Here is a 26,205-nt window from a genome sequence, read left to right as displayed (position 1 = left end):
CACCTGAAAACGTGGGCCGCCGTAGCTCGCATGGCTGGTTTATACTCGGCCACGCGGCAAGATAAAACAATTTTGAGGGATGCACTATTCGACCGATAGGATCCTTCGACACGCCAGAGCCGGAAATCGGACGGCAAGTATTCTCTATTGCTGGCGTCGATGACAGGTTGGCCTTCGAGAGGTAGTTAGTGGGAGAGGCGACAAACTTAGTCGGCGGTAGTGGTCAAGATGAAAAGTTCTGGAGTTTTGGCTCCAGGTATCGATCCCGACCGTGACGCCTACCCCGAGGATCGGGTGGAGGCATCAATGCCGGCCTTTTATGCGGACAAGTAAAACGTTCCTCCCCTGTCAATTCTTCGATCATTCACGCCTAACGGAATAACATTTTACCGTTCCAATCCGGTGGCCCGGCACCTGCCGGATCGGATGGCCTCTAAAGAAATACCGGCGCGCAACATCCTACGCAAGGTGGCTATAGCCGAGTTGCGAATTCCGATCGATGGTTCATGAGATAGAACTTTCGGTGAAATATCGACCCGAAGGAGGCCCAGAATGTGGGTCCCCGTGCACCCTACTGTAGTGCGCTAATCTCCCGCGGAGTAATTGATGCCCTTAGATGAATTGACAAGATGGCTTGGAGCGGCGGCGGTTGCTGCGCTTACGGTTGCGGTGACTGGGTGCTCGGTAGTGGGAGGTGGAGGGGATGCGCCAGTGGCCGCCTGCGAAAGCCCCGGGGTCACGGCCGACAAGGTGCACGTCGGTTTCGTCTTCTCCGACTCGGGTAGCGGGAGCTCCGCGCTCTCCTCCGCCCGTGCCGGGGTCGATGCCAGGATCGGCCTGGCCAACGATGCCGGGGGGGTGAACGGCCGCCACATCGTTTACGACTGGCGCGACGATGCCGGGTCGCCGTCGCAGAATGCCCGCGTCACCGAGGAACTGGTCCACGACGAGTCCGTCTTTGGGCTCATATCGGCCACAGCCGCCGGCAGCGGCTCGCTGGACAGCCTCTCGGCCATGGGGATTCCGGTAACCGGCCTCGCGAACCCGACTTGGGCGAAATATCCAAATCTGTTTGCATATATGTACGATGTCTCCCCCGTAGTCACCGCTCGTTACATCCAGGCAAACGGCGGAACGAAAGCGGCTTTCGTAATGACCGGGTCGCCGGCTTTCACCGTACAGACCATCGAGCGGTACAAGACGGCCTTCGCCGCTATCGGTGTCGGCACAACCGAAACCATCTCCTACGCGAGCGGCGTCGACAGTCCGACCCAGGCGGTAGAACGCATGGTGAACAGTGGTGCTAACGCCATCGTCGCCTTCACAACTCCCAAGGACCTCGTCGAGATACTGCAGACCGCGAGTGCCGCTAACCTGCGTTTCTCCAGCACTGTCTCGGTCACCGGATACGACCGCGGCGTTCTTAAAACTTACGGACCGCAGCTCGCCGGCGTCTCGTTCACCGTGAACTTCCACCCCTTCGAGATGCGGAATGCCTCCATGGATCGGTATCGCGACGCCATGACGCGATTCGCTCCGGAGAGCAGCGTACCCGAACAACAGTTCGCACTCTACGGCTATCTGTACACCGACCTGTTCATCCGCGGCCTCGAGCTGGCCGGTGAATGCCCCACGCGCGAGGGATTCATCAAATCTCTGCGAAAAGTAACTGACTACGATGCAGGCGGCCTGATAGAACCAGTCGATCTCAGCACCAATAGAACTCAGCCGCTCCAATGTAACGCATTCGTTCGGATCAACCCCGACGGCACCGCCTTCGACATCGCTGGTGCACGGCTGTGCGCTGACGGTACAGGCGCCTGACCCACCGAGCCAGCCCACGCTACGTGCCCCGGGGGGGCTGGTCGAGTTCCTGCCGCTCGGTTCGGGCGGTGGAGACCGTCGATTGTGAACAGGGCCTCTCACCCTGGTCACCCACGTACCCACCTCGGACATGCCCGGCCTGTCCGAGAGCTGCCTCCAGTGCGCACGTGCTGAATATCGGCTCCTTTCCGGCCAGTCCCATATTTGACGAAAGGCCCTTGTCGTGCGCAAGAGACGTTTCCTCACCCCCGCCGTCGCCGGCCTGGTGACCCTGGTCTTGGCCGCCTGTGGTGGCGGCTCCGGCTCCTCCCCGTCCACCCCCGCCACCGGTGAACCGATACCGGGAGGCAAGGCAACGGTGCTCATGTTAAGCGACCCGACCACTCTGGACCCGGCCCGTCTCGGCAATGCCTATGCGATCACTCCTGTCCTGGGGAATGCCCTGTACGGGACGTTACTGACCGACGACAAGAAGACCGGCGAGATCCAGTACTCGCTGATCGAGTCATTCGAGACAACCGACCAGGGCGCCACATTCACCCTCAAGCTGCGTCCGGACCTGGTGTTCTCTGATAGCACCCCCTTCGACGCCGAGGCCGTCAAGTTCAACTGGGACAGGATGAGAGACCCTGCCACCGGTTCGACCTCCATCGCGGAGGCATCGATGATTAAGGCCATCAAGGTGGTGGACGACGTCGTTCTTGAGGTCACCATGGCCACCCCGGTACCCAGCTACGCCTATTCGATCTTGACCAGCTCCATGAACTGGGTCGCCTCACCCACGGCCCTACGCAAGGGGGCGGAGGCCTTCAACGAGAACCCGATCGGCGCCGGACCGTTCACCCTGCAGCGTTGGAACAGGCAGGCCACCATCGAACTGATCAAGAATCCCCGCTACTGGGACGCCCCCAAGCCCTACCTCGACGGGCTCACGCTGCGCGCGGCCACCGACTCCGGCCAACGGCTCAACACCGTGGTCTCCGGTGGCGCGGACGTGGCCGTCGACTCGAACTGGCTCAACATCGCCAAGGCCCGGGAGCAGGGCCTGACCGTCGACCTGCAGGAACTCAACGGCGGCATCCTCATCGCCCTGAACATGCGCCGAGCCCCCTTCGACGACATCCGCGCTCGCCGCGCCGTCTCCGCCGCCCTCGACCTCGATGCACTCAACCTCGCCGTCTACAGCGGCGAGGGGAAGATGGTCGACACCCTGTTCACCAAGGGCTCGTTATTCTATTCCGACACTCCCCTGCGCAAGCACGACAAGGAAACCGCGCAACGGCTCTTCGACGAGCTGGCCGCGGACGGTAAGCCGGTGTCATTCACCTTTTCCGCCTACCCCACCACCGAGAACCGGACGACGGCCGAGAACATCCAGGCCCAGCTCGGCGCCTTCCGGAACGTCAAGGTCGAAATCGCGACCGTCGATTTCTCCCAGCTCGCCAAAGTGCGGTCGCAGCACGACTTCGACATGATCGTCTCCGGCGGGTTCTTCCGTGATCCCGAGCCCGGGCTGTGGACGGCGTTCCACAGCAGCTCGGTGGCCAACCAGACCGGCGTCGACGATCCGACGCTCAATGAGGCGCTGCTGGCCGGACGGACGGAGATCACCCAGGAGGCCCGCGAGAAGGCCTACGCCACCGTCCAGCAGCAGCTAACCGATCTGGTCCCGGTGATCTACCTCGCGCGGGTGGCACCCAGCGCGATTGCGAACACGAACGTCGGCGGTGTCATCCAATACGGCAACGGTTCCCTGCGACCAGAGGAGCTGTGGATCAAGAAGTAGCCGCAGGCCCAGCACCGTGCTCCCCTGCAAGGGGCGGGACTGACCAGCGGCCCGTCCCGACGACAGCGAGCAGTGGGATGACCAGTGCCAATGTGGTACCCAGAAAGGATCAAACTCTCTCATCTGGCTTGACATCCATCGAAGCTCCTTGGAAGAAGGATTCTCGACCAGGAGAAAATGTCCGTTCCGATTTTATGTGCTTGTTTTCTTGCATCGGATCGATCCAAGGAGTTTCCGCTGTTTGTTCCCCCGCCCTCATCTATCGACGGCCGGATGTCCCGCCGGGGTTTCGCCGGACTCGCTGGCTCGGCCGTCATCGCCACGCAGGTGCTCGCCGGGCGCAAGGTCACCCTAAGTGGGTGTTTGATTTGTCTTGATTGCGGCTTATGTTCTAGCGGGGGTCTCGCCAGGTGGGCGTGGTCTCGCCCGTTATGCGCTTGGCCGTGTTGTCGATCATAACGATATGGATCATCGCTTCGGAGCTGGCGGGGAGGGTCTCGTAGTCACGGACCAGGCGGCGGTGCAGCATGAGCCAGCCCAGGCTGCGTTCAAAGTGAGCCACTGTTGGTGCTCCTGAAGCTGTGATCGTTTTTCATGTCCGGGTTCCGTTCGTGCTGTGGTCCAGGTGGGGTCGGGTCCAGCGGGCTCGGGTGTAGTAGCCGGGTGGGCGGTCACGGCGTTCGCGGAGCTGCCTGATCTCGACGTCGTCGGCGAGGATGATCCAGGATCTGCCGTCCGGATGGCGTTCCGCCGTGATCCATCCGCGGTAGATCCAGGTGTAGAGAGTGGCGGTCGGCATGTTCAGGGCGACAGCGAGGCCGGCGACCGACCAGCGGCCGGGGCCGGGGTTGGCCAGGGCGGTGCGGGTGTCGCGGGGGTGGTGGACCCCGATGCCAAGTCGGCGGGTGAGGGTGAGGATCTGGTCGGGGCCGAAGCGGGTGGTGCGTTTGGGTGGGCGTAGTCCCTCGGTGTTGAGCTGGTCGGCGATCTGGCGGCTGGAGTGGCCGGCGCTGGCCAGTTCGCTGACCCGCTCGACCAGGTGGTGGTAGTAGGAGAGCTGGTCGAGGCGGGCGACCGGGCGGGTGGTGCGGCCGTGGGTCTGATGCCCGCCGGCCCAGGTGATCGTGACGTCGACGAGTTCGCTGGTGCCGACGACCGTCACGGTGATCTCGTCGATCAGGGTGCGCAGGAGCTGTTTGCGGTCGGTCTGGCTGGTGGTCGGCGCTGTCCAGAGCGCGGGCAGGTCGTGGGCGAGCGCGGTGATGGCCGCCCGTTCGGCGGCGGTGAGCGTCTGCGGGCGGGCCTCGACGAACCGCTGGTAGTCGGTTTCGAGCCGGTCGAGGTCGGCCAGCGCCGTCTCCCAGTCGGTTTCCAGCTGGCGGGTGACCAGCCGGTTTTCCGGTTCGGCGAGCTGGTACTGGCGCCGGGCGCGGCCGGCGGCGTAGCGGGCGCGTTCCAGCCGCTGACGCCACAGGGTGTCCAGCTCGGCCCGGTCTGATTCGGCGTGGGCAGCGGCGGCCAGCGAGACCTCCAGGGCGGCGGGGGCGACGGCGTCGAGCAGCTGGGCGGTCACGTAGCGGTCCAGTGCCGGGCCGGCGAGGTGCTGGCAGGTCCGGCCGGTGCCGTAGGTGGCGAGCAGGTAGCCGCAGTGGTAGTTGTGCGACGGGAACCGGCTGGCCGGGGTGTGGTAGCTGACCGTCATCCGATGTCCGCACCGTCCGCAGCGCACCAGGCCCGCCAGCAGTGCCGATCCTGGCCTGGGCGCTCCGGGTGAGGCGGCGGTCTGCCGGTTGGCCTCCAAACGGGCCAGGTTCGCGGCATACCGGTCGGTGCCGATGTAGGCCGGCATCCGGTCGGGTAGCAGCACATGCCAGTCGTCCATTGATCGCACCACCCGCCCCGTGCTGGGCCGGCCCGCCTTCCTGCGCCGCGCATCCACGCGGCGCCGACCGTAGGCGTGGTACCCGGCATAGATGGGGTTGTGCAGCATGACCTGCAGGGTTTCCCGGTTGGGTCGCCGCCAGGTCAGCTCACCCTTGTCCACCCCGCTGTGGGAGCGCACCGGCAGCTGCACCTGGTGGTCGACCAGCCAGCGCAGCACGCCGTTGAGCGTCCCGAGCCGGTCGAACAGGTCGAAGACCAGCCCGACCACGGTCCGGGCCTGCTCGTCCGGGTCGAACACCACCTGCCCGCCGCGGTCGCGCCAGTAGCCGATCGGCAGCGCGAACGCCAGCTCGCCGCGTTCGGCCTTGGCCAGCTTCCCGCCCCACATCCGCTGCCGGATCAGCCACAGCTCGGCCTCGGACATCGTGCCCTTCAACCCCAGCAGCAGACGGTCGTTGTAGACACCGGGGTCGTAGACCCCGTCGAGATCGGCGAGCAACGTCCCCGCCAACGAACACAACTCGATCAGCTGGTGCCAGTCCCGGCCGGTGCGCGCCAACCGGGACATCTCCACCCCCAGCACCAGACCGACCCGGCCCATCGTCACCTCGGTGACCAGCCGCGCGAACCCCGGCCGGGACGCCGCGACCGCCGCCGACACCCCCAGGTCATCATCAATGACCGTCACCCGCGACCGGGCCCAACCGAGAGTCACGGCCCGCTCGACCAGCGCATACTGCACCCGCGTCGACTCGGCGTGCTCGACGACCTGCTGCCTGCTGGACTGCCGCACATAGACCACCGCCGCGCGATCAGTGTGCTCCGGCCGGATCCGGCTCTCCGACCTGCTGCCCAGCACAGACCCCGCCATGCTCATCGGCACCGCCCCCGGTCATCACGACCCGGGCCAGCCACCCCGCCAGCAGGCGCACCACCATCCCCCGCCGCTCGGCGGGAAGCCTCGGCCACATCCCGGACTGGGGGGCTCACCACGCTCGCCGGACATACCTCACCATCTCCGGCCCTATCCGTCACCGACCGCAACCGGCCGACCAAAGCCGCCAGCCGCAGCAACGCGTCCACGCTGATTATCGGCCCGCTCGCCCCAGGATTGCCATTTTCAGATGCACTGTGCGTAGTCGATGTCGACGACCCAACGTCATTTGACGACGTGGAAGCCGCGGGTCCCGGTTTTTCTGGGAACGACCTCGACATCGATACCGAGGGCGGCACCGTGCTCGACCACGGTGTTCTTGAAGCCCTTGTCGACCCAGGTTTTCGACAGGGACTGCCAGGTGTTTTTGGCCTGGTCGAGCAGGCGTATGCCGAGAGCGTTGTCGGACAGGTGGGCGGCGGTGACGTTCACGGCGAGCAGCAGGCCGAGGGGGTCGGTGACCACGCCCCGCTTCCGGCCGACGATCTTCTTGCCGGCGTCGGTGCCCTGGCTGGCAAGGGGAACGTCGGTAGAGGTCTTGACGGTCTGGGTGTCGAGGATGCACGCGGTCGGCTCCGGCTCGCGGCCCTCGGCGGCGCGGGCCAGGCTGGTCAGGGTGTAGCCGAGCCGGGCGAGAATGCCCTCGTCGCGCCAGGCGGCGTAGTAGAAGTAGACGGTGTTGTGCGACGGGAAGTCGTGGGGCAGGTATCTCCAGGGAATGCCGGTCCGGTTGAGGTAGAGGATTGCGTTGAATACCTCGCGGAGGTCGACCTGGGCGGGTTGTCCGGTGGGCCGGCGGTCGAGCCGGGCCTTCTGCCAGGTGCGCAGGGTGGGGGCGATCAGCTCCCAGCGGGCGTCGGACAGATCGCTGGGGTAGGTCTTACGCGGGCTCATGACAGACGCTTCTCCCTTTTCTGTCGGTCCCTAAACCGACCTGGTCGGATGTGGCTCCGTGCGACCGGGGAGGGAGTTTTCGTCCCCTCGTCGGACCAGACAGGTGCCGGGCCGCATACCCGCGCTGAACGGGCGGCCGGAGCACAGCCGCGGGATACGTGAACGTGCTTCTACGGCATGAAGCACGCAGAAGCCGCCGTACTCAAAGGCGACGTACCGTCACCAGAGCTGCATAAACATCCAGTCAGACGTTCGCCGTTGGCTGCGCGGCGTTTCCATTGTTCGCGGCGTGCAGCAGGTCCTTCAACGGCTTGGCCTCGGTGCCCGCGGATGGGGACATTTTGAGCAGAGCGGTGAGTGGCATCTGGGCGACGAACTGCCAGGTTCCGAGGTTCTCCAGCAGGCCGTCCTGCGCGCCCATCGTCTTGCCCAGGAGTTCTCGCACGATGTGTCGACCACTCGGATGGTCGTACCATTCGGCCAGCGTGCTTTCTTCGGTGAGCGGTGGTGTCGGCATCGCCATGTCCAGGTTGATCGTCTGGGTCATCGGCAGGTCGCGTGAGGAGGATCCCACATGGATGCCGTACTCCCCAGGTTCGACGACCCACTGCCCGCGTCGGGTACTCCAGTAGCTGAACGCACGGGCGTCAAGCTCGATCACCACCCGTTCGCTGTGTCCGGGGGCCACGCGGACCTTGCGGAAGCCGCGCAGTTCACGCACCGGGCGATCAACGTCGGCGACTGGGTCGCTGATGTACAGCTGGACGACCTCGGCCGCTTCCCGCCTGCCGGTGTTGGTCACCACAACCTCGACGCGAGCCTCCGGCCTGGCCGGGTCGGGGAGGTGCACGGCGAGGTCTGAATAGGCGAAGGTGGTGTAGGTCAGCCCGAAGCCGAAAGGGAACGCGACGTCCTCATCGGTGCGGTCGTACCATCGGTAGCCGACATACAGGCGTTCTCCGTAGTTCACGTGCCCTTCGGCGCCAGGCCAGTTCACGTAGGTCGGGATGTCCTGGAGGCGGTGCGGGATGGTCTCGGCCAGCCGACCGGCGGGAGCGGCATGGCCGAAGATGAGGTCGGCGGCGGCGCTCCCACCAGCCTGGCCCGACAGCCACATCTCCAGCAGCGTGGCGGCGCGCGAGATCACCGGATCGGTCAGCACGACACCACCGTTGCTGAGGATGACGGCAACACGCGAATTGACCGAAGCGACGGCTTCGAGTAGCTCCACCTGGATGGCGGGCAGGTCCAGGTCGGTCCGGTCGAAGCCCTCCGACTCCGTCTGCTCCGGCAGACCGAGGAACATCACCACCGACTCCGCGTCGCGGGCGGCCTGCACGGCCTCGGCAAGGAGGACCGGATCGGCGGTGCCGTCGAGGCGGAAGCCGGGAGCGAAGGTGACCTCGCGTGAGGTCGCGGCAAGGATCGCGGTCAACGCGTCGTCCAGGCGGGTCGGATTGACCTGCGAGCTACCGGCGCCCTGATAGCGGGGGCTGCGGGCGAACTCACCCACGACCGCGATCCGGCCGCCGGTGGCCGGATCGAGCGGAAGGAGATCGCCATCGTTCTTCAGCAGCACCGCGCCCTCGGCCGCCGCGCGCCGGGCCAGCACGTGGTATGCGGGCAAATCGGGCGTCTCCATGCCGTCGCCGCGGGCGAGCCACAGCCGCTGGTGCGTGGCCAGTTGGCGTTCTACGGCCAGATCCAGGCACCGTTCGTCGAGCGCGCCGGCGCGGACGGCACCAACGATCTCGGCGGCGCTGCGGCCTCTGCTGGAAGGCATTTCCAGGTCAAGGCCGGCCTGCAGAGCGGCGACTGGATCGTGAACGGCCCCCCAATCCGAGAGAACGTAGCCTTCGAAGCCCCATTCCTCTCGCAGTACCGTTGTGAGCAGCCATCGGTTCTGGGAAGCGCGCACGCCGTTGATCCGGTTGTACGAGCACATCACGGTGGCTACGTGCGCCTGGCGGACCACGTGCTCGAACGCGGGCAGGTAGATCTCGCGCAGGGTGCGCTCGTCGACGTCCGCGCTCACCCGCATACGGTCGGTCTCCTGGTTGTTCGCCGCGAAGTGCTTGACCGAGGCGCCGACCCCGTGTGACTGCACACCCTCGACCCACGCCGCCCCGAGTGCTCCCGCCAGCAGCGGATCCTCGGCGAAGTACTCGAAGTTGCGCCCGCACAGCGGGGAGCGCTTGATGTTGATTCCGGGGCCGAGTAGCACGTCCACGCCGAGGGCACGGGACTCGGCGCCGAGCGCCGCGCCGATCTCGCGCAACAGGTCTTCATTCCACGACGATCCCAATGCCGCCGCCGTGGGAAATGCCGTAGCGGGAAAACTGTTCGCGATATGCCCGGTATCAACGCCATCCCGCGTCATGCGGACCCCGTGCGGGCCATCGGTGAGCACCGCCGGCCGCACCCCGGCGTGTGGTATCTCTGCGGTCACCCAGAGACCGCCACCAGACACCAGCTCGGCCTTCTCCTCGAGGGCGAGCGTCGAAACAAGATGCTGTGCCTCGATCACTTGCTGCCTTCCTGTTTGGGATGGAAATGAATGGTCGTCAACAGCAGGCGGGTGCGTAGCCAGCTGTGGCCGCCGCGGGCGACTGAGGCGCGCCTGTGTTCGTCGTTGCTTACGCGCGTAAGGATTCTAACGTTAGACCATGCCCTTTACGCACACAAGTAGGATGGTTGGCAGTCTTTGGGAGGGAAGTGCTGTCATGGGTGCCCGCCCCCCGGGGGGTCATGGCGAGCGACGTCGCGCGGGCGCTGGGCGTCTCTCGCGTGACCGTGAGCTATGTCCTGAATGGCACTCCTGGCCAGACCATCTCGGAGGCGACCAGGAAGAGGGTGTTCACCGAGGCTGAGCGGCTCGGGTATCGAGCGTCCTCAACTCTGCCGGCTACCATCCATCAGGGTGGCCAGGTAGCGCAGACCGATCTGGGCCCGGGCTGCATCGAGTGTCCGCATCACCGACACGGATTCGGCCTGGGACATGATGTCGCTGTCGAGGTGGCCGGCCTGTAACCGGAAGTGCACGTGACGGATTTGGTGATGTAGCCCGCCGCCGGCCGCCCGGTCCCGATGGTTCCGGCGGTCGGCACCGTCGATATCACCGGCGGTGGCAGTGGCGTCGGTGGCAGTGACGTCACTGTCAGCGGGCAGGTATAGCCGTTGGGTGCCGGACTTCCGTCGGACGGTCAGGTTGTCCGGGCAGTGCATGAACGTGGCGAGTTCGATGCTGCCCTCCGTGCCGGAGACCCGGCCGGTGCAGGCGAGACTCGCGCGCAGGGATGCCTTCGCGACAGCCACCGCGCCCGTGTGGTAGCCCATCAGGACGGCGACCTGCTCGTCGACGCTGGTCTCGCCGAGCTGGCCGAGTGCCACCACCCGGTCGGGTTCGCCCAGCAGCATGCTGGCCAGCGACACCGGATAGACGCCCAGGTCGAGCAGCGCGCCGCCGCCCTGGGCGAGATCGAACACCCGGTTGGCGGGATCCACCGGGCGGGGGAATCCGAAGTCACCCTCGACGGCCAGGACGGTGCCGATGGCGCCTGCGGCGACCAACTCCCGGATCTTGACGTAGGCAGGCAGGAAGCGGCTCCACATGGCTTCCATCAGGAACTGCCCATGGGTTTGGGCGGCAACCACCATCTCGGCGGCCTGCTCGGCGTCAAGCGCGAACGGCTTCTCGCACAGCACACCCCGCCCCGCGCTCAGGAACAGCAGGGTGTGACGGTGATGGTGGGAGTGCGGGGAGGCCACGTAGACGACATCGACACCGTCGTCGGCGGCGAGCCGCTCGTATGAGCTGTACCTGCGCCGGCGCGGGATGCCGAACCGTTCGCCGAACGCGTCAGCCGTCTGCTGGCGGCGGGAGCCGACCGCCACGAGCTCGGCGTCGGGCAAGCGGCCCAGCGCGGCGGCGAACTGGTGTGCGATGGCGCCGGTGCCCGCGATCGCCCAGCGGAACGACATGACAGATCCTCGATTCCTGGTGCGCGCGCGGCCGGCGGACTACCGCCGCGGATATTCCGGTAGCGAGGTCCAGCTCCGACACGCCGTTGGCGTCGTCGCCGCGAGCAGACCACCACAGATGGCGGCCCACCGCTGCGGCAAAGCCACAGCGGTGGGCCGCCGGCTAGCTCGTCTGGTGATGCTGCCTCGATGAGCGGATCGCTGTTAGTGGACCACGATGCGCACGGCGGCGAGGTTTTGGATCAGGCCGTAGGGAGTGTGAGAGTTGCCGTCTCGTTGGGAGGTGACCCGAACTACGGGGAAGTATGTTCCGGGCTTCGAGTAGCTGTAGGTGGCCCGGAGCTTCTCGGCTGCCTCAATGGGTTGGTTGGTCGCGGTGATCGGGTAGTCGCCAGCACCCAGAAAGTCCCATTCCGTACGCACGATCTTTCCGGCGCCCGGTGGTACCTGGGCCTGCACCGAAAACGTGACTTGCTGTCCTACGCGGACGTCGATGGGGTGTCCGCTGTTGGCGTTGTTCGCCGACAGGGTGACCACAGGCTGAACGCCATTGCGCTGGGCGGCGGCAGCCGGCAGGTTTATCTGAGTGTTCCCGTCGACGGTGTAAGTGGTGCTGGCCGGTGGCCGCGTTCCGCGGACAACCCAGGCGTCGAGGTCGAGGAGGGCCTGGTTCAGCGCACTTGTATAGCCAACGATGTGGGCAGCCGCGCCGGGGATCGCGCTGGTGTAGTCGGCGAGGTCCGGGCCGTGTTCGGCGTTGTCCATGTACCACAGCCGATAACTGTCGGCCAGCTTCCCGCCCAGCGCGGTTGACGCCTGCTTGTGGTACCAGTCGGCCGACCAGGGATAGGCCTGGGTGTCCATGGTGGATGCGAGCATGATCATCTTGCCGTTGAAGTGCCCGGTTGGGGCCGCGCCGCCGGCACCCGCCGCAAGGAGTGGCCCCACCAGGATCGGACGCTGTGGGTAGAGCGGGTCACCATTCGGGCCGCGGTACTGGTTCCAGCCGTACTGGTCCGAGGAGGGGACCTGGTGACGCTGGTAGTACTGCAGAGCGAGGAGCCACGAGTTGTCGATACGCACCTCGTCACCGGGCTTGATGGCGCCCGTCACCGCCGGATCGGCGCCGAACCCGAAACCGACGGTGGTACCGGTCACGGTACCGATCGGTACCGACTTGCCGGCAGCCGCGCCGCTCGTGACGACAAGGTCGGCCCCGCTGACGTCGCCGCCGGGCACGCCGGACAGCGTCAACGCACTGGTTGGGCTTCCGACCAGGCCCGTGACCGTCGTGTCGTACTGGACGCGGGCTGCCTTGACCGCCGCGTCGCTGCTGCCCTCATAGCCAGGGGCTGCCCAGAAGTCGTTGACGTACGAGGGGTCCACCGCGCGGACGGTGCGGGCCACGACGGAAAACGACCCGCCGTTCAGCGTCGCGTACTGCCACCACCCGCGCAGCGGGAATCCAAGGCGGGTCACCTCCTGGAGGACCTGTCGCTGCGTCGGGTTCAGTCCCTTATATGGGTCGCCGCTGCCGCCGGGCGCTACCGCGTCGGCGATCTGTGGGAGCTTGTCGGCAAGTACCCGCAGCGCGAGAGATTGTGAGGCCTGGAAGCTCGGGATCCCGTTGGGGACGCCGGGCACCATCGGCACCCCGCCGTCCCACACGCCGTCGGTGTTCTCCATCGCGCCGAGGGTCTGGTAGGCCCCGCCGCTGGCACCGTAGATGTATCCGCGTGGACGGGCCATCCCATGGTACACACGCGCCGCGACGACCCGGGAGTACTTCGCCGACGCCGCATTGATGCGGTACCCCCCGAGGCCACCGGCCGCCGCGACACCGCCACCGTTATTGGTGGACACGACGTACGCGCCGTTCGAGATGGCGAAGGCGATGACGTCCGGTGTGGCGTCCTCTTGCGTCACCGTGGGGTAGGTGGACTCGAAGAACCGACCCTGGTACTGCGCCGCCGCCGGAAAGTAAAGGGAGAACTTCGCGTTCGTACCCGTGAAGCCTCCGTGAATGTAACGATAGGTCACCGTGACGTTCGTCTTGGGGTCAGTGGTGGTCCGCTGCTCATCGATGTCGGTGTACGGCTGGTTGAGCGCGGGGTCCACACACGTCGCGGTCACGAACAGCGGCCCACCGGACGTCCGGGGCTGGCAGTCCGGCGCGTCAGCCGCGCCGGCCGCCGACACGCCGACCAGCGACGTGACGCCGACCGCGAGCACCGCGGCGAACGCCAGCGCCGTAGGCGCCGCCCGCCTGCGCCGACGCGGTAACGGCAGCGGCGGGTCCGCTTGGCCCGCTGTACGTGCCGGAGCTGCGCGTCGGCCCCTTCCTGTACCTGTCATCCTCAGGTTCGGCATGGGCATCCCTGTACCTACCTTTCTGGTCGCGGGACCTGCGGTCATGGCCGCCCGAACAACTCAATGAGGTTGGAGCGGCCAGGTCGTTGTGGATCAGGTGAATCCACGCCGGGGACTACGCCGTACCGCTCGATGTCGCCGGACGACGGCGGGCGGCATCGACCGATGGGAGCACGCTCGGGCCACGCGACTAGGCCTGGCGGCCGCGGCGCTCGCTGTTGCCCGGTCCGGAAGTGCGGCTTCGGTTTTCTGTGCCTATGACGGGGTACTCACCTGTTCAGCGAGATGCCGCCGCAGCTCCCGGCGTCTCCGCTGTTCGATTGGGTCGGCGACCGGGGCGGCGAGCAGCAGCCGCCGGGTGTAAGGATCTTCCGGTGTGGAGGTCACGACGTCGGCCGGGCCGGTTTCGACGATGTCGCCGCCGTAGACCACGCTTACCCGGTGGCTGACGTGCCGGATGACCGCGAGGTCGTGTGAGATGAACAGATACGCCACTCCGGTGCGGCGTTGGATGTCGATGAACAGGTCCAGCACCCGCGCCTGCGTCGAGACGTCGAGTGCGGAGACCGGTTCGTCGCAGACGATCAGTTTTGGTTCGGGGGCCAGCGCGCGGGCGATCGCGACCCGCTGCCGCTCGCCGCCGCTGAATTCGCGAGGGAGGCGTTCCAATGCGTCCTTGGGTAGTCGCACCATGTCCAGCAGCGCGCGTACGTGCGCTCTGGCCTCGCGCGCTGGAAGGCCTTGGACCAGGAGTGGCTCGCAGAGGATATCGCCGATCGTGAGCGACGGGCTGAGCGAACTGTAGGGATCCTGGAACACCACTTGTCGGGTGCGTGCGAGTGCCCGGCGTTCCTTCGCGGAAGCGTAGGTGACGTCCCTGCCCTGGAAAAGAATCCGCCCGCCGTCCGGCCTCACCAGGCCGAGTACGGCGCGGCCGACTGTGGTCTTGCCCGAGCCGGATTCACCCACGACGCCGAGAGTTTCGCCGGCGCCGATGGTCAAGGATACACCGTGTAACACCTCACGCGGGCGGGCGCGGAAGCCGCGGCGCGGATAGGCGACGCGCAGTTCGCTCACCTCGAGCAGGGAGGTCATCGCGCTTCTCCGACCTGCACCGCCACGCTGTCGCGGGCGGATATTTCCCCGCTCGGCGCGTCGGTGCGTGTTGTGCTCCCATCGAGGATGGAGGCGAGCAGCATCCGGGTGTACTCGTGTTGCGGTTCGCCAAGGATGTCGAGCGCGGTCCCCATCTCGACGATCTCGCCTCTTCGCATGACGGCGACGCGGTCGCACAGGTCGGCCACCACGCCGAAGTTGTGTGTCACGAGCAAGACGGCCATGTTCAGTTCCTGTTGGAGGTCCCGCAGCAGGTCGAGGATGTCCGCTTGGATCGTGACATCGAGCGCGGTCGTCGGCTCGTCGGCGATGAGTATCCGAGGTCGGCTGGCCACGGCACCGGCGATGAGCACGCGCTGCGCCATGCCACCGGAGATTTGGTGTGGATAGGAGTTGAAGGTGCGTTTCGGATCCGGGATGCCGACACGGCCCAGCAGGGCGAGCACCCGCTCGCGGGCGGCGCGCCGCGCCATCGGCGTGGACGCCTGTACACCCTCGACGAGCTGCGCCCCCACGGTGGTGCAGGGATCGAGGTTCGACATCGGCTCCTGCGGCACGTACGCGATGGATCTGCCGCGGATACCGCGCAGCTCACGCTCGGTCCGCCCGAGCAGTTCGCGGCCGTCGAACGTGATGGACCCGCAGGTGATCGTCGCACCCGGCGGCAGCACGCCGAGGGCAGCGAAAGCGATCTGGGTCTTGCCCGCGCTGGACTCGCCGACGACGCCGAGGGTTTCACCCGGCTGCAGGCTCAGGGTGACCCCACGGACCACCTCGCGCGGTTCGCCGGACGGGGAGGGGTAGGCGATCGTCAAATTCCGCACCTCCAGGAGTCCGGGAGGTGCATCGTCGGACGGGTCGGGTTTCTCCGGCCGGGCCGGCGCGGATGGGTGGATCTTGCGCGGTCGGCGCCGCGACGCTCCTAGCGTGTCCCGCACCGCGTTGCCGAACAGAACCAGCGAGGCCGTGATGAGGCCGAGCATGACGCTGGGCCACACGATTTGCAGTGGTTCGACGTACAGACTCTCGAACCCGGCGGCGATCATGGAGCCGAAACTGGGCACTGAGCTCCGTCCGACGCCCAGGAAGGCCAAGCCCGCCTGCACTCCGATGGAGGCTCCTAAGAGGAATGCGGTGGCGATGATGACGGGACCGCGGACCGCGGCGAGGATGTGCCGCCGGAGGATCCTCGGGCTGGACAGCCCGGAGACACGCGCGGCGTCGACAAACAACTCGTTGCGCACACTCAGAACCTGATTGCGCACGATCCGGTAGACACCGGGCGACAGCAACACCCCGAAGATCATCATCGTGATGCGGTAGTCACCTTTGGTCACAGGCATAAGAATGATCAACAGCAGTAGGCCCGGGAAGGTCATCACCAGGTTGAACACCCATTCGGTGAAGCCCCTGATCCGGTGCCCGAAGTAGCCGCCGATGAGACCACCAGTGACGCCGATCGTCAATGCGACAGTCGTTCCGATCAGGGCGGAGACCATGCTCGTATTGATGGAACCGAGCAGTCGCGCAAAGATGTCCCGACCGCTCTGATCACCACCGAGTGGGTAGCCCGGGGTGCTGACGTCGGCGTCGATCGCATCCAGCGAGGCTTCGTTCGGGCCGTGCGACGTGAGTAGTGGAGCCAGCGCGCCGAGCAGTGCGATGATCAGCAGGACACTCGACGTGACGACTGCCTGCGGGTCCTTGCATAGTCGGCGCAGCGTCGACCTGCGCTTGGTGGTGTCGGTCCCTGATGCCGGCGTGGTCAATGGATTCTCGCCTTCGGGTTGAGCCATCCGTTCACGAGGTCGACGACGAGGTTGACGGTGACGATGAGCAGCACCGCGAACAGGGTGACTCCCATGATGATCGGGACGTCGCCCTGCAGGGAGGCGTTGAACGCATAGGTTCCGAAGCCCGGCAGGGCGAAGATGTTCTCGAGGATGAGAACGCCGCCGAACATCGTGATGAATTCCAGGGACAGCACGGTGAGCGCGGGACCCGCCGCGTTTCGTAGCGCGTGGCGTAGCAGGATTGACCGGGACGAGATTCCGCGGGTACGTAGGGTGCGGATGTAGTCCTTGCTCAGCTCGTCGACCATGGCGCCGCGGACCTGCGCCGTCGCATTGGCGATACTGGCCACCGTCAGGGTGATCACCGGAATGGTGATGGTGGCCGCCCAGCGGCCCGGGTCGTCGGTGAGATGCGTGAAACCGGTGGGGGGGAGCAGCTTCAGGTTGATGGCGAGCACGGTGACCAGGATGATCGCGATCAGCATGTGAGGTACGAGCTGGCCGACGAGCGAGGCTCCCTGGGCTACGCGGTCGACGACACCACCACGGCTGGCCGCCAGCACACCGAGCATGACACTGATGAGGGCCGTGAGGATCAGTGCGACGACGATGACGGACAGGGTGACGCCCAGCCGCGTCGGCACGGCCTGGACGACCGGCTCGCTGGTGAAGTACGAGACGCCGAGGTCGCCTCGCGCTGCGTGGGCCAGCCAGTCGAGATACTGGACCAAGACCGGCCGATCGAGCCCCATCTGAGCTTTGCGTGCATGCAGCGTCTCGGGCGTCGCGCTGGGGCCAAGGAGGCTCCTGACCACGCTGTCGAACGAAAGGCTCAGCAGGAAGAACGTGATCAATGTGACGAGGAGAGCGAGCACCACACCTGCGCCGAGCCGCCGGAGTACATAGGCTAGCAAGGTGTTCTCCGTTATCCGGACAGGCCGAAGGCGCGAACGGTGTTGAACGTCAGCGAGCCGTCACCGAGATAGGTGATGCCTTTTTTGGTTACCCAGTGGACCGCGACGTAGAAGAGGGGGGCGTTCCACGCATCCCGGACCGCGGTGGCGTTGACATGCCTGTAGGCATCGGCTGCCTGCCGCGGATCAATTGTCTGAGTCGCCTGCTCCACCTGTGGCGTGAGGTCCGGATCCTCCGCGTGGAAGGGGTTGAACGCTCCGTCCTTGGAGAAATATCTGGACGCGTCACCCGCAGTCGTCTCCAGCCCGGCAATTAGGAAGAACGCCGGATATTTCTTCGAGCTGATCGCCGCGTCGGTCTGCTGTGGGGGAACCGGTTCCCACGTCGTCGTGATTCCGATAGCGGCCAGGGACTGGGTGATTGTCGGTGCGAACGACTTGGCTAAGAAAAATTCCGGCATCGTTACCGAGAATCCGTTGGGATATCCGGCCTCGGCCAGCAGTCTCTTCGCGCGCTGTGGATCGTAGGCGTACGTCGTGTTCAGTGCCGGGTCATACGCCGGGTCCTTGGGGTTGAACACCTGCTCGGTCGGCTTACCCGAGCCCCTGAGCAGCTGTTCGACGATCTTCTCGCGGTCGAACGCCATGTTGATGGCTTGCCGGACCCGTGGATCGCCCAGCGGTTTGAGCGACTCCCCTGTACGGTCGGCGAGAACCAGCGAGGCCAGCGAGTGGGCCTCGACGACGGCGGCGTCAAAGCCGGCCGCCCGCAGCCGGTCCACGTTTGTCACCTCGACGGTACCGGCGTTGACCTCACCCGCCTGCAGGGCGTTGAGGGCAGCGGTTCGGTCCCGGATGACCGAGATTTTGACGGTCTTGAACGGGTACGCCTGAACGTTCCAGTAGTCCTCGCGGCGATCGAGCACGTAGGTCGATCCGTTCACCGTCTGTCCGGTGTTCAGGACGTATGGGCCCGAACCGACCGGGTTCAGCGCGGTACGTTTGTCGTTCAGCGTCGCTGGATCGCCGATCACGCCCGCGCCGCTCACTGCCAGCGAGTCCAGCAGTGCGCCGTCCGGATGGGAGAGTCGGAGGACGACGGTGCGGTCGTCGGGCGCGTCGACCGATTCGAGCGCGCCGAGGACTTGGTCGGTGAATCCTGGCGTGTTCTTGCTCCGCTCGAGGGTGGTCTTCACCGCGACCGCGTTCACCGGGGCACCCGAGCTGAAGGACATTCCCTTGCGCAGCTTCAATGTCAGTGTGCGCCCGCCGTCGGAGTAGTTCCAGCTCTCTGCCGCGTTGGGCTGTAACTTGCCCTTATTGTCCTTCCATATCAGGGTGTCGTAGAGGGCGCTCCACACGAACGAGGACTGGCCGCTTGTCAGTTCAGCGGGATCGAAGGAATTCGGAGTGGCCTGGATGGCAAGGGACAATGTCTGTTCGCGCGACGCGGACGGCCGTCCGCTGCCACCGTCGCCGGACGATTGTTCCTCGCCGGCGCACGAACTCGCGCCGGCGAGTGCCACCGTAGCGAGTGCGGCGCCGAGTACCTGCCTGCGGGATAATGCGCCGTCTATCATAAGATCCTCTTCTCTGCAAGAAGTGACTTGGGTAGCGACCAGAGACATGGACTGTTGTTCACAGGTCCACGTCGGAGCCGGTGGAACTCAGACCCGCGACGATCCCGATGAGGTGGGGAGTCGCCAGCGACATGCTGCTCACCCACTACGGGCGGCGAGGCGAGCGGCTCCGACCGCTGGGCTCCACGGCTCGATCGCAGCGGCCACTGCTCGGAGCCTCGATCACTTGCTGCCTTCTGTTTGGGGTGGAAAAGGATTGTGACCCGCGGAGGGCGGGTCGGCGCCCCGCCGCGGGCTACTGAGGCGTGCATGCCTTCGTCGTTGCTTACGCGCGTAAGGTTTCTCACGTTAAACCATGCCCCTTACGCGCACAAGTAGCATGGTGGCGGTCTTTGGGAGGGAAGCGCTGCCATGGGTACTCGTCCCCGAGGGGTCACGGCGAGTGACGTCGCGCGGGCGCTGGGCGTCTCTCGCGTCACTGTGAGCTATGTCCTGAACCAGACGCCTGGCCAGTCCATCTCCGAGGCAACGCGGAAGAAGGTGCTCGCCGAGGCCGAGCGGCTCGGGTATCGCCCGCACGCGGCGGCTCGGTCCCTCGCCGGGGGAAGCAGCCGGGTCATCCTGTTCCTGCTGCCTGACTGGCCCGTCGGAGACCACACCACCGGCGAGTATCTGAAGGGAGCAGCGAACGTCCTCAACGCCGCCGGCTACACCCTGACCGCGGGAACCCATCAGACCGGCAGTCAGGCCCGCCCCCTGTGGGAGGCGCTCGACGCCGACCTGGTCGTCCCGGTCGCGCCCCTCACGGACGAGGAACTCGCGGCGCTGCGCCCGGCCTCCGCCCCGCGGGCCCTGGCGGGCGGGGCACTGGCCCCCGAACAGTCACCGATCAGCCGGATCGGGACAGCACTGCAGGTCCAGCACCTCCATGAACTGGGGCACACCCGACTGGTCTTCGCCGGCTCGAGCGACCCCCGGCTTGCGGGGCTCGTCGCGGCGCGCGCCGCCGAGGTCCGGGAACGCGGACGGGAACTCGGTATCGAGGTGATCGACGAACAGTTGATCGCCGACACCGATGACGGGGTCGCCGCCGTCGTCCAGGGCTGGCTGGCGGCGGCCGTCACTGGTGTCGTGGCCTTCAACGACAATGTCGCGGCCCATGTGGTTCGCGCGGCGGTCCGTGGCGGCGTGCCGGTGCCCGAGCGGCTCGCCGTGGTCGGCCATGACGACAGCCCCCTTGCCCGGCTGTACCTCCCGACGCTGACCAGCGTGCGCGTGGACGCGGCCGGCATGGGCCGGCGCACCGCCCGAGCCGTCCTCCACACCCTCGGAGTAGAAAAGGAACCGCCGGGGCCAGCCGACATCAACGCCACCCTCATACGACGAGAAACCACCTGAGATGATCTGCATGGTCGAAGGCGCCGAGCAGGGCTGTTGCGAACTGGGGCCGGGGCACGTAGAGGTCCGATGGGCCTCATCGCATGCGGGTGGTCACGCCGCCGGACGTCCCGCATAGCACCGCCATACCGTTACGTCACTGTGGGCGGCAACACCAGCCGCTCGCGCACGGAGTCCCACAGCTCCGACGGGATCTCACGCTGCTCGTTCTCCACGAGTTCATCCACACGCTCCGGAGCTGATACGCCGACGACCGTCGAGCTGATCCGAGGATCGCGTGTCGAGAACTGGAGGGCGAGTGCCGCGAGCGGCACGTGGAACCGGGCGCACTCCTGGTGCAACCACGCGGTGGTGCGGACGATCTCGGGCGATGGCGCGCGATATTGATACCTCGGACGGGCCGAGACCTGCTTCGCGAGCATGCCGCTGGCATACGGTGCGGCATTAATGAAGGACAGGCCGGCGTTGACCGCGTGGTCGATGAGGGCGTCCGCAGAACGATCAAGAAGTGTATACCGGTTGTGGTTCAGGATGACGTCGAAGACGCCGAGGTCGACGTAGCGGCGCATCTCGCTGATGTCACTGCCGGCCACGCCGATTGCCGTGGCCAGGCCGTCGGTACGCAGCTGCACCATCGCCTCGACCGCACCTCCGGGGGCCGTCATGTACCCGAAATCGAAGCGCTCCGGGTCGTGCAGGTAGAACACCTCGAACCGATCAACCCCGAGCCGCTCGGTGCTCTCCCGGAACGATTCCCGCACTCGGCTGCCGGGGAACTCCGTGGCCCACAGCGCGGGATCTGCCTTGGTCGCGAGCACGACATTGCCGGGACCCCCTGCCGCGCTGCGCAACGCCTCGCCGATGCGCCGCTCGCTTTCGCCGTTCGCGTACTCGTTCGAGGTGTCGATGAAGTCGATCGGTGACTCCAACACGCGGCGAATCGTCGCCACCGCCTGCCCCGCCTCGACGTCATAGCCGTAGATTGTCGGGAGCCCGCCCAGCGGGCTCGTTCCGACGCAGACCACGGGAACCTCGGGTCCGTCGGTACCTAGGGTCTGTTCCAAGTTCGGATCATGGGGTTGGCAGGCTGCGTAGCCAGAGGATGGATCCGCGCAGGTGGAGTCCTGCGGCGTAGCTTTCGGGTGTCTTGTCGTAGCGGGTGGCCAGACCCCGCCATTCCTTGATCTTGTTTGATTGAGGACCGCCCGGTCCGCCCAGTCCCACCGGGGCCTGGGCTGGGTACGGCGCAGCACCGTGACCTCATGCCGTAGCACCAGCAATTCCAAGTCCTTGGCGGCCGACGAGCGACCGAGTAGAACCAGCCAGCCACAGACCCGAACGAAGATCAGGTACAGCAGGCGCACGGACATAGTTGACCATCATGCGGCCGACCCCGCGCCGGCGCATCGCCCCAGGTCACAGGCTCAGGCCGACTTCTGGCACCCCACAGGCGACTACCGCGAGGAGGGTACCGGTGGGGGTGCGGAGGCGGTTGGTGGTGGTGAGGTCGTCGGCGTCGACCCAGGTGTGGTCGGTTTCGTCCCAGAAGGGGTGGTGGTCGGTGGCGGTGAGGGTGGCATCGGGGCCGGGGGTGTCGAGGGTGATGTCGACGAGGTGTTTGTCGCCGGTGCCGATGATCAGGTTGGTGACGGTGTGGGGTTCGGTGCGGCCGGTGGTGGGGTCGGTGGCGAGGACCTGGTCACCGACATGGACGTCGCGGATGGGTTTGTGGGTTCCGTCGGCCATGAGGACGCCGGTGGCGCCGTCGAAACTGTTGCGGCCGGTGCAGCCGCGGACGGCGCGGCCGAGACCACCGGCGGCAGCGCCTTCCGGTGCCGCGATGAGACCATCGGTCAGCACGGTGACGCCGGCTATGGCGGCGATGCCGGCACCGACGCCTATGTACATGCAAGCGTCGCCGCAACGATCGCGAGAAAGGCCGCCGCTGACGGTGCTGCCTGGGCACTGAGCGCTGCACACTGTGGGGTTTGCTGCGCTCCCGCGCGCCAGGGTGCGGTTCAGGTCGTCCTGCGAGGCGCGGGAGGGATCGAAAGTGTAGCCGCGTGCCGGGGCGGGTGGTTTCACCCCGGCGAGGGAGGCTCTGACGCCGGCCCAGAACTTGTCCGCTCCCATCCGGGCGATCTGGCGCTGCGCCTCCGCGCTCAGGGCCGGGGGACGCGGGGGGCCGGTTTGATCCGAGCCCTCTGCATGGGGCGAGGGCGGCGTTGACGCCGGCCCAGAACCTGTCCGTGATCTGGCGCTGCGCCTCCGGCTTCAGGACCATGGGTGGCGGGGGCGGCCCTGTAAACGATGGGGCTGGGAAATCTGTCGAGGCGGAGAGCGCCGGCGATGGGGTCGGCGAAGAAACCGGTGGGGTCGTTGTAGGTCAGCGGGTTCGCGTCGGCGTAGGTGTAACGGTTGGCGGCGGCGGTACCGCTGATGGGCAGGTTCGCCGTGTCACGGCTGGCGAACGTGCCGGTGCCCGGGGTGTACCAGCGGGCCTGGGCGGAGACCCGGTCGGTGTCCGGATCGGTCCAGCTGCCCTGGAAGCCGACATGCACGGCCGGGTTCCCCGCGACGACGGGTTCACCGAACGGGTCGTAGCTGCGGCTGTCGGTGAGGGTGCCGGTGGTGGTGAAGGCGGCGACGAGATCGCCGTGGGTGTCGGTGAGGGTGGCCCAGTTCCCGGCCGAGGTACCGACCGCGACCAGATCACCGTCGGGGTCGCGGGAGAACAACGACGAGTAGTCGGTGGCGGGTCGCCCGCAGGCCGAGCGGGCCGAGCGTCGACGTGGGGAAGTCGACGAGGTTCGCGGTGACGATGGCGTGCGCGCCGTCACGGACGGCGGTCGCGACGACGTGGCGGTCGTCGGAGCCGGGCAGCGTGAACCCGGCCTCGAGGTCTTCCCAGCCTTCGACGAGGGCATCGTCGACTCGGGCCGACACCAGAGGAGCCGAATCTGATTATCAGATAGGATGGGTACATGCGGACGATGACCGCCACCGAGGCATCCCGGAGCTTCTCCGACCTGCTCGACGCCATCGAGCGCGGCGAAACCGTGACGATCACCCGGGGCAACCATCCCGTCGCCGAAATCGGACCCGCCCGCAGGCGAACCGGCGCGGACCTCCGTGCGGCCCTCGCCGACATCCCAGCACCCGACGACCGATTCGAAGACGACATCGCGACGGCGGTGGGCCTGCTGGATGCCGAGCGTGGTGACCCGTGGGCCGACGCCTGATTCTCGACACCAACGTCCTGATCGCCTACGAGCGCGGCACGATCGACCGGTCAGCCCTCGACGACGACGAACTCGCTGTCGCCGCGATCACCATCGCCGAGTACCGAGTCGGGATCGAACTGGCCGACACCGTCGAACGCGCCGCCTCGCGGGCACGTGCTCTGGCCGCGATCGAAAGCGTGGTCGACGTCCTCGCCTACACCCACGCGACAGCGGTCCACCACGCCCGCCTCATCGCCCATGTACGCAGAACCGGCGCCCGGCGTGGCGCACACGATCTCATCATCGCCGCTCACGCCGCCGAGACCGGACGCACTGTCGTGACTCGCGACCTCAAGGCCGGCTTCGCGGAGCTTCCCGGCATCCTCGCCGTCGACACCCCGTGAAGCTCGCAACCGCTCCAGGAAGTGTGTCGCCGCCGCGACCAGGTGACTGCCCGGCGATTCTTCGTTCGGGCGCCGACGCAGGGGCGCCGGCCGGTCGAGGTCACGACCGGCCAGGCACCGGTCTACCCGAGGATCCTCGACTTAGCTGCTGTCCGAAGCCTGCCACGTCGACGCCGCCCGGGAGAACAACCGGATCGAAGCCACCACGGCCGCCGGAAAGCACAACTCCGGCCGATGCGCGGGCTGAAACGCCCTGCGCTCGGTCCAGACAGTCCCGCCCCGCTGGCATCCTCGTTCATCCGGTCCAGCGCGGCTCGGCGTTCGGCGCGGCGCCGCTCCTGGTAGGTCAGCAGGTCGGTGAACAGGACGCGGCGGTGGCGGCCGGGCTGGTCGAAGGGGATCTGGCCCTCCTCAACGAGGATCTTCTCTTCTGGGACGAGGTCCAGGACCTCTTCGATCCCGACCTCATGGGAGCCCTTCCCGACCTCTTCGTCCCCGACGCCTCCGTCGCGGACTGGTAGGCCCTCGCACGGCCGCGCCGGCTTCCCGCTCCTACGGCCACGTTCACGGACGCCGTTCTGGCCCGGGCTGCGGCGCCGGGTCCGGATGAGGAACCGAGCGAACGCGGTCCCGCGGAACCCCGGCCCGTTGTCCGTGACCAGCCTGATCCGCCGGATCTCACCGGTCACGGGATCGTGTGGGGCTCCCGAATCCTGATTCGGCCTGTGAACTGGTCTTTTGCGGTTGATGCGCTCTTCCGGGGGAGGTGTCAGGCGGCGTTGCGATATTCGTTGATCATGCCGCCGAGGATGCGTGTGCGACGGACGGTGGACTCCAACGTCGGGGCGACCACGGGTGGCGAGTCGGGTGGGTGCTGGCCGAGGGAGCGGTGAGGCCGGTGGGTGTTGAAGTGCTCGGCGTAGGTGGTGAGGACTGACGTCAGGTGTCGTTCGGAGACGATCAGCAGTCTGTCGGTGCATTCGCGGCGGGCGGTGCCGACCCAGCGTTCCGCGATCGCGTTCGCCTTCGGAGCTTGCGGGGGTGTGCGTACCACGTCGATACCGGCCCCGATGAAGACAGCGTCGAAGGAAGCCGTGAACTTCATGTCGCGGTCACGGATCAGGAACCGGAACCGGTGGCAACGCTCGTCGAGATCCATCAGCAGGTTCCGCGCACGCTGGGTGACCCACGCCGAGGTCGGATGCTTCGTGACCCCGAGAACATGAACACGGCGCGTGGCGTGTTCGACGACGAAGAACACGTAGATCCGCTGCAGGAACACAGTGTCCACCATGAAGAAATCGCAGGCCAGCAGGCCGGAGGCCTGCGCGGACAGGAACGTACGCCAAGAGGCGTCAGCCCGCCGCGGCGCGGGGTCGACACCAGCGCGGTGCAGGATCCGCCAGACGGTGGCGACCCCGACCGGGTAGCCCAGCCCGATCAGTTCTCCCTGGATCCTGCGGTGGCCCCAGGTCGGATTCTCCCGCGCGAGACGCAGAACCAGCTCACGGATCTCCCGGCGGACCGGCGGCCGCCCAGGGGTCTTGCGCGGATAGGTCCATTTTCGCGCGAGGAGCTCACGGTGCCAGCGCAGCACGGTGGCCGGGGTGACGAAGAACGAACCCCAGCCGGCCCGGGGTAGCAGCCGGGACAGGGCTGCGAGGATCACCCGATCTGCCGGTTCCAGGGCCGGGCGGTTCACCTGCCGTCGCAACACCGCCACCTGATGCCGCAGGACGAGGAGCTCGACGTCCTTCGCGGTGTCCCCACGGACCCGGAGCAGCATCAGCCCGAGAGCGTTGCGTGTCAGGGCGTAGAGCAACGACCACACCATGACCATCCAGCCTGCCCGATGTGGGCCCTGTCCGGCAGGCAAACGCGCAGGTCACCGCTCGAATCGGGGTTCTGGAGCCCCACAGGGTGTCGCGGAGCAGCACCGCAGCGATCAGAGCAGGTGCGGCGTCGGGGACACCCCGGCCCAGGGTGAGCGCAACCCGCACCGCGTGCGCCAACGCGGGTGTGCCGGCCACAGCGCGGCCGGCACACCAGACCTGGGCCAGGCCCAGCGCCACGTCGACCACCGGCGCCCGGGGCGGCGCGAGC

At 66.7% G+C, this 26,205-nt stretch carries 19 protein-coding genes and 5 pseudogenes; 8 read left to right on the top strand and 16 right to left on the bottom strand.

Annotated elements, in window-relative coordinates; genetic code table 11:
- The first annotated feature begins 711 nt into the window (after positions 1-711).
- Positions 712-1,824, top strand: a complete 1,113-nt coding sequence (locus tag FRANEAN1_RS02245) for an ABC transporter substrate-binding protein (protein ID WP_347176949.1) — start codon at positions 712-714, stop codon at positions 1,822-1,824.
- A gap of 223 nt (positions 1,825-2,047) precedes the next feature.
- A complete protein-coding gene (locus FRANEAN1_RS02240; protein WP_020458118.1) occupies positions 2,048-3,610 on the top strand; it encodes an ABC transporter substrate-binding protein in 1,563 nt (520 codons plus the stop codon).
- A 391-nt stretch (positions 3,611-4,001) separates the two neighbouring features.
- Here FRANEAN1_RS02240 and FRANEAN1_RS02235 read toward each other — a convergent pair.
- The 4 genes and pseudogenes from FRANEAN1_RS02235 to FRANEAN1_RS02220 form a co-directional block, all read right to left on the bottom strand.
- A pseudogene (locus FRANEAN1_RS02235) lies at positions 4,002-4,160 on the bottom strand (IS5/IS1182 family transposase); the annotation flags it as partial.
- 42 nt (positions 4,161-4,202) lie between these two features.
- Positions 4,203-6,371, bottom strand: a complete 2,169-nt coding sequence (locus FRANEAN1_RS02230; RefSeq protein WP_020458115.1) for a recombinase family protein — start codon at positions 6,369-6,371, stop codon at positions 4,203-4,205.
- A 285-nt stretch (positions 6,372-6,656) separates the two neighbouring features.
- Positions 6,657-7,322 (bottom strand): annotated as a pseudogene (locus tag FRANEAN1_RS02225) (IS5 family transposase); the annotation flags it as partial.
- 244 nt (positions 7,323-7,566) lie between these two features.
- Positions 7,567-9,849: a glycosyl hydrolase gene (locus FRANEAN1_RS02220; protein ID WP_020458113.1), complete on the bottom strand. Its 2,283-nt coding sequence runs from the start codon at positions 9,847-9,849 to the stop codon at positions 7,567-7,569.
- Positions 9,850-10,070: 221 nt separating this feature from the next.
- On the opposite strand from FRANEAN1_RS02220, the pseudogene FRANEAN1_RS38005 reads away from it, so the two are divergent.
- Positions 10,071-10,208: pseudogene (locus tag FRANEAN1_RS38005) on the top strand (LacI family DNA-binding transcriptional regulator); the annotation flags it as partial.
- Positions 10,209-10,214: 6 nt separating this feature from the next.
- Here the strand turns inward: FRANEAN1_RS38005 and FRANEAN1_RS02215 are convergent.
- The 6 genes from FRANEAN1_RS02215 to FRANEAN1_RS02190 all read right to left on the bottom strand — a co-directional run bounded on the left by FRANEAN1_RS02215 (position 10,215) and on the right by FRANEAN1_RS02190 (position 19,124).
- On the bottom strand, positions 10,215-11,303 hold the full coding sequence (locus FRANEAN1_RS02215; RefSeq protein ID WP_020458112.1) for a Gfo/Idh/MocA family oxidoreductase: 1,089 nt from the start codon (positions 11,301-11,303) through the stop codon (positions 10,215-10,217).
- A gap of 204 nt (positions 11,304-11,507) precedes the next feature.
- Entirely contained in the window at positions 11,508-13,535 is a 2,028-nt protein-coding gene (locus tag FRANEAN1_RS02210) for a PKD domain-containing protein (RefSeq protein ID WP_347176948.1), read from the bottom strand.
- 393 nt (positions 13,536-13,928) lie between these two features.
- A complete protein-coding gene (locus FRANEAN1_RS02205) occupies positions 13,929-14,768 on the bottom strand; it encodes an ATP-binding cassette domain-containing protein (RefSeq protein WP_020458110.1) in 840 nt (279 codons plus the stop codon).
- Positions 14,765-16,558 (bottom strand): dipeptide/oligopeptide/nickel ABC transporter permease/ATP-binding protein, encoded by a 1,794-nt coding sequence (locus FRANEAN1_RS02200; RefSeq protein ID WP_020458109.1) that lies wholly within the window; start codon positions 16,556-16,558, stop codon positions 14,765-14,767. Before FRANEAN1_RS02200 ends, FRANEAN1_RS02205 begins: the two co-directional genes overlap by 4 nt.
- Positions 16,555-17,496 carry an ABC transporter permease gene (locus FRANEAN1_RS02195; RefSeq protein ID WP_020458108.1) on the bottom strand — a complete coding sequence of 314 codons (942 nt, stop codon included), beginning with the start codon at positions 17,494-17,496 and terminating at the stop codon, positions 16,555-16,557. Before FRANEAN1_RS02195 ends, FRANEAN1_RS02200 begins: the two co-directional genes overlap by 4 nt.
- Before the next feature lie 11 nt (positions 17,497-17,507).
- Positions 17,508-19,124, bottom strand: coding sequence for an ABC transporter substrate-binding protein (locus FRANEAN1_RS02190; RefSeq protein ID WP_157472268.1), 1,617 nt, complete (start codon positions 19,122-19,124; stop codon positions 17,508-17,510).
- A gap of 363 nt (positions 19,125-19,487) precedes the next feature.
- On the opposite strand from FRANEAN1_RS02190, the gene FRANEAN1_RS02185 reads away from it, so the two are divergent.
- Positions 19,488-20,474 carry a LacI family DNA-binding transcriptional regulator gene (locus FRANEAN1_RS02185; RefSeq protein ID WP_020458106.1) on the top strand — a complete coding sequence of 329 codons (987 nt, stop codon included), beginning with the start codon at positions 19,488-19,490 and terminating at the stop codon, positions 20,472-20,474.
- Between the two features lie 131 nt (positions 20,475-20,605).
- Here the strand turns inward: FRANEAN1_RS02185 and FRANEAN1_RS02180 are convergent, their stop codons facing one another.
- The 5 genes and pseudogenes from FRANEAN1_RS02180 to FRANEAN1_RS02165 form a co-directional block, all read right to left on the bottom strand.
- Positions 20,606-21,499 (bottom strand): aldo/keto reductase, encoded by an 894-nt coding sequence (locus FRANEAN1_RS02180; protein WP_347177194.1) that lies wholly within the window; start codon positions 21,497-21,499, stop codon positions 20,606-20,608.
- 46 nt (positions 21,500-21,545) lie between these two features.
- Positions 21,546-21,665, bottom strand: a pseudogene (locus FRANEAN1_RS40610) (IS5/IS1182 family transposase); the annotation flags it as partial.
- A gap of 225 nt (positions 21,666-21,890) precedes the next feature.
- The gene (locus tag FRANEAN1_RS02175; RefSeq protein ID WP_041253620.1) at positions 21,891-22,382 is read right to left on the bottom strand and encodes a Hint domain-containing protein; all 492 of its coding nucleotides are present in this window, start codon (positions 22,380-22,382) and stop codon (positions 21,891-21,893) included.
- 254 nt (positions 22,383-22,636) lie between these two features.
- Positions 22,637-23,212, bottom strand: a complete 576-nt coding sequence (locus FRANEAN1_RS02170) for an RHS repeat-associated core domain-containing protein (protein WP_041253619.1) — start codon at positions 23,210-23,212, stop codon at positions 22,637-22,639.
- A complete protein-coding gene (locus FRANEAN1_RS02165; RefSeq protein ID WP_049795563.1) occupies positions 23,187-23,420 on the bottom strand; it encodes a hypothetical protein in 234 nt (77 codons plus the stop codon). The genes FRANEAN1_RS02170 and FRANEAN1_RS02165 overlap by 26 nt, the downstream gene beginning before the upstream one ends.
- A 38-nt stretch (positions 23,421-23,458) precedes the next feature.
- Between FRANEAN1_RS02165 and FRANEAN1_RS02160 the strand changes: the two genes are divergently transcribed.
- The 4 genes and pseudogenes from FRANEAN1_RS02160 (at position 23,459) to FRANEAN1_RS40600 (ending at position 24,623) form a co-directional block, all read left to right on the top strand.
- The gene (locus tag FRANEAN1_RS02160) at positions 23,459-23,716 is read left to right on the top strand and encodes a type II toxin-antitoxin system prevent-host-death family antitoxin (protein ID WP_041253618.1); all 258 of its coding nucleotides are present in this window, start codon (positions 23,459-23,461) and stop codon (positions 23,714-23,716) included.
- The gene (locus FRANEAN1_RS02155; protein ID WP_012157884.1) at positions 23,701-24,102 is read left to right on the top strand and encodes a PIN domain-containing protein; all 402 of its coding nucleotides are present in this window, start codon (positions 23,701-23,703) and stop codon (positions 24,100-24,102) included. The genes FRANEAN1_RS02160 and FRANEAN1_RS02155 overlap by 16 nt, the downstream gene beginning before the upstream one ends.
- A gap of 30 nt (positions 24,103-24,132) precedes the next feature.
- A pseudogene (locus FRANEAN1_RS40605) lies at positions 24,133-24,376 on the top strand (DDE-type integrase/transposase/recombinase); the annotation flags it as partial.
- A gap of 100 nt (positions 24,377-24,476) precedes the next feature.
- The gene (locus tag FRANEAN1_RS40600; protein ID WP_012157883.1) at positions 24,477-24,623 is read left to right on the top strand and encodes a hypothetical protein; all 147 of its coding nucleotides are present in this window, start codon (positions 24,477-24,479) and stop codon (positions 24,621-24,623) included.
- Positions 24,624-24,871: 248 nt separating this feature from the next.
- On the opposite strand, the gene FRANEAN1_RS02150 is transcribed toward FRANEAN1_RS40600, so the two are convergent.
- A complete protein-coding gene (locus FRANEAN1_RS02150; RefSeq protein ID WP_012157882.1) occupies positions 24,872-25,978 on the bottom strand; it encodes an integrase core domain-containing protein in 1,107 nt (368 codons plus the stop codon).
- Positions 25,979-26,205: the final 227 nt, after the last annotated feature.

Source organism: Parafrankia sp. EAN1pec, from assembly GCF_000018005.1.
GTDB lineage: Bacteria > Actinomycetota > Actinomycetes > Frankiales > Frankiaceae > Parafrankia > Parafrankia soli.
Note: the sequence above shows the minus strand (reverse complement) of the source record. Positions and strands in the feature narration are given on the sequence as shown.

Coding starts and splice junctions, on each gene's coding strand:
- FRANEAN1_RS02230 (WP_020458115.1), bottom strand. CDS start 6,371: ATGAGCATGGCGGGGTCTGTGCTGGGCAGCAGGTCGGAGAGCCGGATC.
- FRANEAN1_RS02160 (WP_041253618.1), top strand. CDS start 23,459: ATGCGGACGATGACCGCCACCGAGGCATCCCGGAGCTTCTCCGACCTG.
- FRANEAN1_RS02190 (WP_157472268.1), bottom strand. CDS start 19,124: ATGTCTCTGGTCGCTACCCAAGTCACTTCTTGCAGAGAAGAGGATCTT.
- FRANEAN1_RS02205 (WP_020458110.1), bottom strand. CDS start 14,768: ATGACCTCCCTGCTCGAGGTGAGCGAACTGCGCGTCGCCTATCCGCGC.
- FRANEAN1_RS02215 (WP_020458112.1), bottom strand. CDS start 11,303: ATGTCGTTCCGCTGGGCGATCGCGGGCACCGGCGCCATCGCACACCAG.
- FRANEAN1_RS02185 (WP_020458106.1), top strand. CDS start 19,488: ATGGGTACTCGTCCCCGAGGGGTCACGGCGAGTGACGTCGCGCGGGCG.
- FRANEAN1_RS02175 (WP_041253620.1), bottom strand. CDS start 22,382: ATGTACATAGGCGTCGGTGCCGGCATCGCCGCCATAGCCGGCGTCACC.